9 protein-coding genes and 1 other RNA gene are annotated in these 9414 nt (G+C 46.0%); 4 read left to right on the plus strand and 6 right to left on the minus strand.

Going from position 1 to position 9414, the window contains the following annotated elements; genetic code table 11:
* Nucleotides 1-11 precede the first annotated feature (11 nt).
* Nucleotides 12-1832: a DNA helicase RecQ gene (gene recQ / locus ACO1PK_RS08750; protein WP_423185264.1), complete on the minus strand. Its 1821-nt coding sequence runs from the start codon at nucleotides 1830-1832 to the stop codon at nucleotides 12-14.
* 98 nt (nucleotides 1833-1930) lie between these two features.
* On the opposite strand from recQ, the gene ACO1PK_RS08755 reads away from it, so the two are divergent.
* Nucleotides 1931-2383, plus strand: a complete 453-nt coding sequence (locus tag ACO1PK_RS08755; protein ID WP_423185265.1) for a thioesterase family protein — start codon at nucleotides 1931-1933, stop codon at nucleotides 2381-2383.
* Nucleotides 2384-2462: 79 nt separating this feature from the next.
* The gene (locus ACO1PK_RS08760) at nucleotides 2463-3140 is read left to right on the plus strand and encodes a DUF599 domain-containing protein (RefSeq protein WP_423185266.1); all 678 of its coding nucleotides are present in this window, start codon (nucleotides 2463-2465) and stop codon (nucleotides 3138-3140) included.
* Between the two features lie 50 nt (nucleotides 3141-3190).
* On the opposite strand, the gene dolP is transcribed toward ACO1PK_RS08760, so the two are convergent.
* Genes dolP through ACO1PK_RS08780 form a run of 4 tightly spaced genes read right to left on the minus strand, consistent with a single transcriptional unit; the run spans nucleotide 3191 to nucleotide 6564 of the window.
* Entirely contained in the window at nucleotides 3191-3754 is a 564-nt protein-coding gene (dolP, locus tag ACO1PK_RS08765; protein ID WP_423185267.1) for a division/outer membrane stress-associated lipid-binding lipoprotein, read from the minus strand.
* Nucleotide 3755: 1 nt separating this feature from the next.
* A complete protein-coding gene (locus ACO1PK_RS08770; RefSeq protein WP_423185268.1) occupies nucleotides 3756-4343 on the minus strand; it encodes an SIS domain-containing protein in 588 nt (195 codons plus the stop codon).
* A gap of 11 nt (nucleotides 4344-4354) precedes the next feature.
* The gene (locus ACO1PK_RS08775) at nucleotides 4355-4699 is read right to left on the minus strand and encodes a YraN family protein (RefSeq protein ID WP_423185269.1); all 345 of its coding nucleotides are present in this window, start codon (nucleotides 4697-4699) and stop codon (nucleotides 4355-4357) included.
* Nucleotides 4700-4713: 14 nt separating this feature from the next.
* The gene (locus ACO1PK_RS08780; RefSeq protein ID WP_423185270.1) at nucleotides 4714-6564 is read right to left on the minus strand and encodes a penicillin-binding protein activator; all 1851 of its coding nucleotides are present in this window, start codon (nucleotides 6562-6564) and stop codon (nucleotides 4714-4716) included.
* Nucleotides 6565-6639: 75 nt separating this feature from the next.
* On the opposite strand from ACO1PK_RS08780, the gene rsmI reads away from it, so the two are divergent.
* Nucleotides 6640-7485: a 16S rRNA (cytidine(1402)-2'-O)-methyltransferase gene (rsmI, locus tag ACO1PK_RS08785; protein WP_423185271.1), complete on the plus strand. Its 846-nt coding sequence runs from the start codon at nucleotides 6640-6642 to the stop codon at nucleotides 7483-7485.
* A gap of 43 nt (nucleotides 7486-7528) precedes the next feature.
* Nucleotides 7529-7903: RNase P RNA component class A (rnpB, locus tag ACO1PK_RS08790), an RNA gene on the plus strand.
* A 56-nt stretch (nucleotides 7904-7959) separates the two neighbouring features.
* On the opposite strand, the gene ACO1PK_RS08795 is transcribed toward rnpB, so the two are convergent.
* Nucleotides 7960-9216 carry an HD-GYP domain-containing protein gene (locus tag ACO1PK_RS08795; protein ID WP_423185272.1) on the minus strand — a complete coding sequence of 419 codons (1257 nt, stop codon included), beginning with the start codon at nucleotides 9214-9216 and terminating at the stop codon, nucleotides 7960-7962.
* Nucleotides 9217-9414: the final 198 nt, after the last annotated feature.

Here is a 9414-nt window from a genome sequence, read left to right on the forward strand (position 1 = left end):
AAATAACCGACTTAATTTGCCAGATAATCGCTAATTTCTTGAATAAACTCTTTGCCATAACGACTGAGTTTGGTAAAACCTACCCCTGAGACGGCTAACATAGCGGTATTGTCGGTCGGGAGTTTTTGGCACATATCAATCAAGGTGGCGTCACTGAACACCACAAAGGGTGGTACATCATCTCGCTCTGAAAGTGCTTTACGCAGACTGCGTAGTTTTGCAAATAACACACGATCATAGTTTTGCTGGCTAGGTTTGCTCTGGCTTTTTGCAGCTGTTTGCAATCTAGGTACTGCGAGCAGTAATTTTTGCTCTCCACGTAAAATAGGCCGAGCCGCCGGTAATAGTCGTAATATCGAGTGCTGAGTAATATCTTGTTGTAATAAGCCAAAGTGAATCAGTTGCCGGAAGATACTCAACCAATAGTCATGGCTTAATGCTTTACCCAGTCCCCAGGTTGATAACTTATCGTGGCCGTGTTCCTGAATCTTTTGATTTTGGCTACCGCGAAGAACTTCAATCACATGATGCAAGCCAAAGCTTTGGTTAACTCGGTATACGCAAGATAAGGCTTTTTGTGCAGTCTCAGTGGCATCAAACTGGGTGGGCGGATTAAGGCAAATATCGCAGTTGCCACAGGGTTGTTGTCTGGCTTCGCCAAAGTAGTTCAATAATACTAACCGTCTACAAGTTTGAGCTTCGGCAAAAGCCGCCATGGATTGAAAGCGTTGTCTTGCGACTTCAGCCCGCTGTGGGTTTTCTTCTGCTTCTAGCCAGCGTTTCATCCGCACAATATCAGCGGGATCAAACAGCAGTAACGCTTCTGCGGTAACGCCATCACGCCCAGCGCGGCCAGTTTCCTGATAATAGGCTTCAATAGTGCGCGGCAGCTCAAAATGCACTACAAAGCGAATGTTAGGTTTATTCACACCCATGCCAAAAGCAACGGTCGCCACAATGATCGTAATATCGTCGCGTTTAAAAGCATCTTGCACTTGCTCGCGTTGCGCGGCCTCATGCCCTGCATGATAAGCCGCGACTTTAAAGCCGCGTTCTTGCAGTTGTGCTGTCAGCTCGTCGACTTTACGTCTGGAGCTACAGTAAATAATGCCGCTGTTGTTTTCTTGTTGCGTTAAATACGCTAATAATTGTTCTAAAGGTCGGAATTTTTCCTGTACGGTATAGCGGATATTTGGGCGATCAAAGCTGCCACGATACACTAAGGGATCCTGCAGCCCCAGTTGTTGAACAATATCTTGCTGTGTGCCTGGATCGGCTGTGGCGGTGAGCGCCATCATTGGAACCTGCGGGAAGGCCTGTTTTAACTGGGCAAGTGCCATATAATCAGGTCGGAAATCATGACCCCATTGCGATACACAGTGCGCTTCATCGATGGCGAATAAACTGACACCAACGTCGCGCAAGCGTTCTAGAAAGCTCGGTTGTAACAAGCGCTCTGGCGCGACATAGAGCAGTTTTAGCTCACCACGTCTCAGTTTTGCAAAGACCTCAAGGATATCTTCACGGCTTTGGCTGCTGTTGACAAAGGCAGCCGCTATACCATTGGCAATTAGCGCATCTACTTGGTCTTTCATTAACGACATCAAAGGCGAAACTACTACCGTCACAAAAGGTAAATGCAAAGCGGGTAGTTGATAACATAAGGATTTACCGCCACCCGTTGGCAGCAGCACAAAGCTATCGCGCTGCGCTAAGGTGGCACTCATGATCTCTGCTTGACCATCGCGCCAAGTGTCGTAACCAAAGATTTGCTTTAAGGTGGGTAGCAGTTGCTCAAGCACGTACGGACTATCTCCTGTATAAGAACGCATATTCTATGCAGAAATGGCGTAAAGTTATAGTTAAACCCGCTTTGCAGTGTTGAATAAGCGCAGTACACTGGGGTAAAGGTCTAACCAGTGAGCAAGAAATGACACCCGAACAACTTTTACCTTATATCGCCAGTGTTTTTAACGAAATGCCCTTTAATAAACTGATTGGCATAGAAGTCACACGTTTCGATGCCGAATTAGCCGAAGTGCGTTTCAACTGGTCTGCGCAATTAGTGGGTAATCCGTTACAGCAAATTTTGCACGGCGGCGTGATTGCCTCAGTGCTGGATGTGGCTGGTGGCCTAATGGCGGTTTCCAGTGCTTTAGGTCGGGTCAGTCAGATCGCGCCCGAACAGTTACATGAACGCTTTGGCAAAATGAGTACTATTGATATTCGAACTGACTATTTGCGTCCGGGTCGCGGTCAGCAATTTATTGCCAGTGCCAGAGTCATTCGTGCGGGTAACAAAGTCGCGGTTTGCCGGATGGAGCTTCATAATGAACAGGGTATGCATATTGCGTTGGGTACTGGCACCTATTTAGTCGGATAAAGATAATTTTTATTGGGGGGAACACAGACACTCGCTTTAGGTGTAAACTCGCTGTTTTAAACGCCCACTTGGAGCTAGTATGCTGAATATCATTGATATTATCGCGTTAATTTGGTTTAGCCTACTTTGGGGCGGCTATACCCTTTATGCTAAACGTCGCGCCAAAGTGGTCAGTTGTTTGTCTTTTGAGATGCGCCGCAAGCGGAATCATTGGATGCAGCAAATGCTCAAGCGTGACAATAAAATGGCCGATGTCGGGCTCATTTCTACTTTGGAACGCAATGTAACCTTCTTTGCTTCCAGCTGCTTGTTAATATTGGCCGGTTTGTTAACAGTACTCACCTCGAGTGAGCGCTTAAGTATCATGTTGAGCGGGCTGATCCCTTGGAGTATGCAAACCGAAGCACAAGTTCAAATTAAAATTTTGCTGCTAGCGCTAATCTATGTGTTCGCTTTTTTCCAATTTACGTGGTCATTACGCCAGTATGGTTTTTGTGGTGTGTTAATCGGTGCGGCACCAGATGGCCGTGCTATGGCTGCCGAAGAGCAAGAAATCTATGCAAACCGAGCTGCAAAAGTGATTGATCAGGCAGGACATTCTTTTAACTATGGGTTAAGAGCCGTGTACTTTTCACTGGCAGCATTAACTTGGTTTATTGATAATCTACTATTTATTGCGGCAACTGTGATCGTGTTATTGGTATTGAAGCATCGCGAGTTTCATTCAAAAGTGCTTAAATCTTTGCAGCAATGTTAAGTTTAACAGGGTAAAGCCAGCCTAGCTTACTTTACCCTGCGCCATGCCACTTAGGGAGTTTCAAAGGCTTTAATTACTCGTACCACCCCTTCAACATTACGAGCGATATCGACAGCTTTATCGGCTTCAGCACCACTTACCAGACCCATCAAAAAAACTTCTGCATTTTCAGTCACAACCTTTATGTTTAAGCCGCTTACTTGCTCATCTGCTAACAATTGCGTTTTTACTTTCGCGCCAATCCAATTGTCGCGAGTGCGGGTTGTTAACGAGGTATTATTGCCAATCCGTATTTGGTTGTGCACCATTTTGACACTGGGTAAGTCTTGCACTAGGCGCTGAGCTTGCTCTCTAATTTGTTCAGTACGCGTTTGACCCGTTAATAACACTACACCATTATAGCTGGTGACATTTAAGTGGCTTCCGGTCGACGTGGTCGGGTCTTCGCTTAAGGCCCGTCGCGCCCGAATAACTATGCCATTATCATCAATTTGTGAGCCTAGAGTACGTCGATCATTTGCGGCTGTTACTGCGGTAGCACCGCCAGCGACAACCGCAGCCGCACAGCCTTGAAGTAAAAGAATGGCGGCTAATAGGCTAGCTAATTTCAACATATTAAAATTCTCCTTGCTGTGGGAACAACGTCATATCAATGAGTTCACAAAGACAGTGCAGTAAAAAGGTATAGCATTCAATCACTCGAGCAGGGCGATGAGCAGGGACCTTAAGTTCAATATCTTGCTGATTCAGAAGGCCTGATAATTCACTGCTATTATCAATGGTAAGTGCGATCACTTTCATATCATTTGTTAAAGCGGCTTCGGTGGCGCGGATCAGGCTTTGCTCTGCACCACTTAACGAAATAACAATCAAAATATCCGCTGCTTGGCCAAGTGCACGAACCTGACGTGCTAAATAGTCATGATTTTGTTGATTGACTGGTTGTAAACTCGAATTATCGCTTTGTAAGGCGAACGCCGGTAAACAAGGGCGTTCCGTTTCAAATTGGTCTAGTAATAATTGTGCAAAATGATTGGCCAAATTTGCGCTGGCACCTTCGCCGCAGCATATCACCTTTCCCCCATTAATCAGGGTGTTCACGATCGTCAGGGCGCTACTTTCTATCGGCCCGGCCAGCGCTTCACTGGTGGCGATCATGGTCTGTATATTTTCACTAAACAGATGTCTGATATGTTCTTGCATGCGGGTTCCTGTTAACTAAAGGCATTTTGCAGCCAAGTGTACTGGTATGGGGCATGCCCTTCTATAGCCAGCACATCTATTCGGCAAGGTTGTTGGGTTAAGCGATGCTGCAATTGGTAATATTTCACCGCACCTAAAACTTTTTGTTGTTTACTGCGGCTAATTGCCGCCAGCGCGCCACCATAGGCTGTGCTCGCACGGTATTTTACCTCAATAAACACCCAGCATTGCTGTTGGCGCATAATTAAATCAATTTCACCGATTTTACAGCGAAAGTTTTGTGCCACGAGCTGCAAGCCTTGTTGCTGCAAGTAGGTGAGCGCTAACTGTTCATAGTACTGACCTAGCTCGTTCATTATGCTCTCCTAGGTTAAGGTTCCTGTATCGTATTTAAACGATTATTCCGGTAGCTAGCCCAGCTCAGCTGACGGTTAATGCTACCATCTTTGTTCACACTCAGCCGACCGGTAAAGCCCGGGTAACTGAGCGTGGGGAGTTGTTGCTGTTGTTTCAGGCTACCAATAAGTTGATAGGCGTCATAACCCATGGCAAATAATCGTTGCAGAGTTTCATCTTGTTCAGGAAATAATTGCAGATATTGCTCTCTCACCATTGCAGTATGTTGTTCATTTAATAGCCAAGGCGTTTCAGTAAAAGTCAAACCATTTAAATCCCGTAAATCATTGGCGTCACCTGCACTGCTATAACTGCGTGAACTGGCATAAATGGGTAGGCGCGGAGCGTTCTGACTGACGGAAACATCAACAAAGGGTTTAAACATCCGCGTTTGGATCGGATCGGCTAATAAATAAATCGCATCTATATCCTGCCGGCTATGTGCTTCGCTCTCTACTTTTCCAGAAATTAATCCTGAAATCAGCCTGATCCGCTCTCGGCTGCTATCGGTTTCTAATAAACGCGTGATTAAGGCGTCAAGCTCTTGTTTAGCTTCAAACTGAAAGCTCTGCGGGGCGTCATGTCCCAAAGCTTGCCACTGTCGGGCAAATTGTTGCTGCATCCTTTGGCTGATGCTATTGCGAGCACTAATAACCACTGGGCGTTTATAGTTTTTTTGAGCAAATAACTGTGCCATTTGCGTGGCTTCATCTTCCATATTTAAGGCAAAGTAAAAACGATCTGGTTGTTCGGCCCAACGATTATCGCGACTGTTTAAAAATAACGTTGGATACTGCCAATCAACCAATTGGTTAACTGCCTCGACTTGCTCGCGCAGCAGGGGCCCAATAACAAAATCGATCTGCTGGGCTGAAAGTTGCTGTTGCAGTTCAGTGATAGATTGTTGGCTATCAATAAAAATCAGTTGCCGTTGGCTACCAGAGTCAAAAGAGGCTGCTGCGAGTAAGCCATACTGAATTGCTTTAGCATGTTGCTGAAACTGCCCAGTCAATGGTAATAAAACTGCAATTCGCTTAGGTTGATAAGGCTCTAGTGCCAGTTGTTGTTGCAAGCTTTGCGGTAAAGTTGCTAAGGAAGGTAGCTGTGGATAGCGCTGCTGCCAAACCGTTAAGGCGAGCGCAAGTTGTTCAGGGGAACCCAAATAACTTCGTACGGTTTCAAGTAGGTTGATCCAGCCTAGGGTTCTTGAGCTAGCGCCCACTTTCAAATTAGCTAATTCGGTATTGCTGATTGCGCTCAGTTGCTGCCATAGCTGTTCTGTTAAGTCAGGATAGGTAGCGCTTATAGCGGAACTGTTATTTAACGCATCAAGCCGCAGTAGATTCCTTGCTGCTGGATAGGCACGTTGCTGGCGCTGGAACACCTCGGCGCTATGCCATAAAAACGCCGGTTGATCTGTGACAGGTACTTGCGATAATGACGTTTGTAATACTAATTGCTCAGCTAAGGCCAGCTCGTTGTGTTGCAAATAAGCTTGTAATAGCAGCAGTTGATTGCGTTGGCGCACAATAGAAGATTCACTTTGGCGTAAAGTGTCGGTAATGGCCAAGGCAAGTTCACTGTTTTGTTCTGCTAGGGCTTTTGCTGCTACTGTTAGCAGATACAGTTGCTGTGCTTCACCCTGGTATCGCGCTGTAAGTGCAAACATTTCTTCAGCGTTAAGAGTAACCTCCACTTTCTGCTCTGGTGGCGGTGTAAGCATATTTTCCATTGGCGCTATGGATGCAGGAGGATTTTGTGCACAGCTGCTAAGCAGTGCTGCCAAAGTAACAATAAAAAGTGGCTTAAGTTTGCTGGTTTTCACAATGCGCAGTACCATAGTCGTTGAATGGTGTTATCTTACTGACACTACCCGTTAAGCTCAAATAAATAGCGAAATATGACCAAACAAAGCGGTTCTTTATATGTTGTGGCCACGCCAATTGGCAATTTGGCCGATATTAGCCAACGTGCTATCAGTATTTTAACGCAGGTTAGCTGTATCGCAGCTGAAGATACGCGGCACAGTGGTAAACTTTTACAGCATCTTGGTATTAGCAACCGATTGCTGGCCCTACATGATCACAATGAAAAGCAGCGTGCGGTCAGTATTATTGAAAAATGTTTAGCGGGTGAAGATATTGCGCTGATTTCGGATGCCGGTACGCCACTTATTAGCGATCCTGGTTACAGTTTAGTGCGATTATGCCGTGAAGCCGGTGTACCGGTAGTGCCAATCCCTGGCCCATGCGCGCTAATAACCGCACTATGTGCTGCCGGTTTACCCACTGATAAATTCCAGTTCATCGGCTTTTTGGCGCCTAAATCCAGCCAACGGCAAACCCAGTTAGCCGCAGTACCTGATGCTGCCGGTACCATTATTAGTTACGACACGGCGCGGCGTATTTTGGACACGTTACAAGATGTGGTCGCCGTATTTGGTGCTGAGCGTCAGCTGGTGCTAGCGAAAGAGCTGACCAAAACCTTTGAACACTTTGCTTATGGCACAGCGGCAGATATCACCGCTTGGTTAACCGAAGATCCACAGCGTTGTCAGGGCGAAATGGTACTGATGATCGCCCCTGCGCCAACTAAAGTCGACGAGGACATTAGTGAAGCGGTGCAGCGTACCTTAAAAATTTTGTTGGCAGAACTGCCGTTGAAACAAGCGGCTGCGTTAACTGCACAAATTCATAATGAAAAGAAAAATGCGCTTTATCAGTTAGCGTTGAGCTGGCAAAGCTGATTTAGGTTAGCCAGCGCGGGTTTTCTCACGTATAATCCGCAGCGGAGTCGGCCAAGGCAATCGCTGCTTGCGCAAGCAAGGGGAGGAAAGTCCGGGCTCCACAGGGCAGGGTGCCAGGTAACGCCTGGGAGGCGTGAGCCTACGACCAGTGCAACAGAGAGCAAACCGCCGATGGCCTGCTTGTTTACAAGTAGGATCAGGTAAGGGTGAAAGGGTGCGGTAAGAGCGCACCGCGCGGCTGGTAACAGTTCGTGGCACGGTAAACTCCACCCGGAGCAAGATCAAATAGGCCCCCTTTGGCGCGGCCCGCGTTGGGGGCGGGTAGATTGCTTGAGGCTTAAGGTGACTTAAGTCCTAGAGGAATGATTGCTACTCTGGTAACAGAGCACAAAACCCGGCTTATCGGCTGACTCCCTTAATAACGAGAAACCGCACGATCTTAGGGTCGTGCGGTTTTTTTATGGGTTCTGATGCTTAACCCTGCTCATTTTGCACGTAATAGCTAATTTGCGCCCTTGGATTGAGGTACTCATAAATGGCTTTGGGCAAAGCACTGGGTTTGATCACCTTATCGATAGCAAGCTTACCCTCTTCCAGACTAATTACCGGTGCTTCTAACCGAGGAATATGCGGGTCATAAATGAGCACATTAGGGTAAAGTATTTTCTCGCTATTTACCGACATCACCAGGCCCACTCGTTGATCGGTAAGCATTACGACTGTCCCTGGCGGATAAACGCCCATCATTTTAATCAAGGCAGCCATGTAGTTTTGCTCAAGTTTGCCTTTCATACTTTTAAAGAGATAAGACATAGCATGATGTGGTGAGCGCGCCTTACTTTGATCTTGCGGATGGCATAAGGTATCAAATTCATTGACCACCGCCACTACCTTAGCTCTTTTGTCAATTTGATTGGCGGTTAAACCACTTGGGTAGCCAGAGCCATCGAGCATTTCATGATGTTGCAGCACAATGTCCAAGGCATGAATCGGAAAGGCTTCCGTTAATTTCAGTAGTTCGACACCGTATTTAGTATGCAATTTTAGTAGGTTAAGTTCTGGCGTCGTTAAGGCTTCTGTTTTTCGCAATACTTGGGTAGGGATTTTGAGTTTACCAATATCATGAAATAAAGCGCCTAAGCCAATTAATTTTATATCTTCTTCGGAAAAGCTTAAATTTTTGGCCAGCATCATCGATAAGATTGACACGTTAAGGGCATGATAATACAAGTTTTCTTGATCTTTTCCTGCTTGCGAGATGAGATGTAAAACCAAGGCGTCGGCGTTAACAATAGTATCTGCAATTTGATGAATCATTTCTCTGGCTTCGTCCATAGCCTGCAAAGGCCGACTGCCTATTTTCGCCATAATGTTACGGATCTGCACCATGGATTGTTCAAAGGCTTTTTCGGTGCGCTGGATCTGCCGTCGTTGCTCCTTTGCTAATTCAATCCGTGTGTTCTTTTCGCGTTCTAGTTCACTTCTTAACGATGCGGCCTGTTGCTGCAGTACATTTGTGTCAGTTTCGCTGGCGGGCGTCTCAGGAAGAATAGTGCTTTTTTCTGGAAAGAAATACACAAACTCCAAAGCAAGACTCTGGATAATGGCGATTTGTTCTAAGGTGGCGATTTTAAATTTATTGGTGATAAAAGGATGCTTCAACCAGTTAACAGGCAGCTGAATAAAATAACCAATTTTAATTTGATTGGGACTAATTTTTGCTGCTGCCACTCAACACCATGCACTATTTTATCGATCATTTTTAAAAGTATCACAAAGTTATGGCGTGACAATATTTTTCTTAATCTTTTAGCAAATTTAGCGGTTTATGGAGGGATGCGGGCGCGAACAAGCCATGACTGAAAAGGCCTGAGTTAGCTTGGTCAGAACAAGGAGGCTGAGGCATTGTTACTTTGCCTAATACTTAGC

It is taken from the genome of Alishewanella sp. d11 (assembly GCF_049390205.1).
In the GTDB taxonomy this organism is placed as follows: domain Bacteria; phylum Pseudomonadota; class Gammaproteobacteria; order Enterobacterales; family Alteromonadaceae; genus Alishewanella.

Excerpts from the sequence above, each read along its gene's own strand:
- ACO1PK_RS08770 (WP_423185268.1), bottom strand. The coding sequence starts at position 4,343 with ATGCAAGAACATATCAGACATCTGTTTAGTGAAAATATACAGACCATG.
- dolP (WP_423185267.1), bottom strand. The coding sequence starts at position 3,754 with ATGTTGAAATTAGCTAGCCTATTAGCCGCCATTCTTTTACTTCAAGGC.
- rsmI (WP_423185271.1), top strand. The coding sequence starts at position 6,640 with ATGACCAAACAAAGCGGTTCTTTATATGTTGTGGCCACGCCAATTGGC.
- ACO1PK_RS08760 (WP_423185266.1), top strand. The coding sequence starts at position 2,463 with ATGCTGAATATCATTGATATTATCGCGTTAATTTGGTTTAGCCTACTT.
- ACO1PK_RS08755 (WP_423185265.1), top strand. The coding sequence starts at position 1,931 with ATGACACCCGAACAACTTTTACCTTATATCGCCAGTGTTTTTAACGAA.
- recQ (WP_423185264.1), bottom strand. The coding sequence starts at position 1,832 with ATGCGTTCTTATACAGGAGATAGTCCGTACGTGCTTGAGCAACTGCTA.
- ACO1PK_RS08775 (WP_423185269.1), bottom strand. The coding sequence starts at position 4,699 with ATGAACGAGCTAGGTCAGTACTATGAACAGTTAGCGCTCACCTACTTG.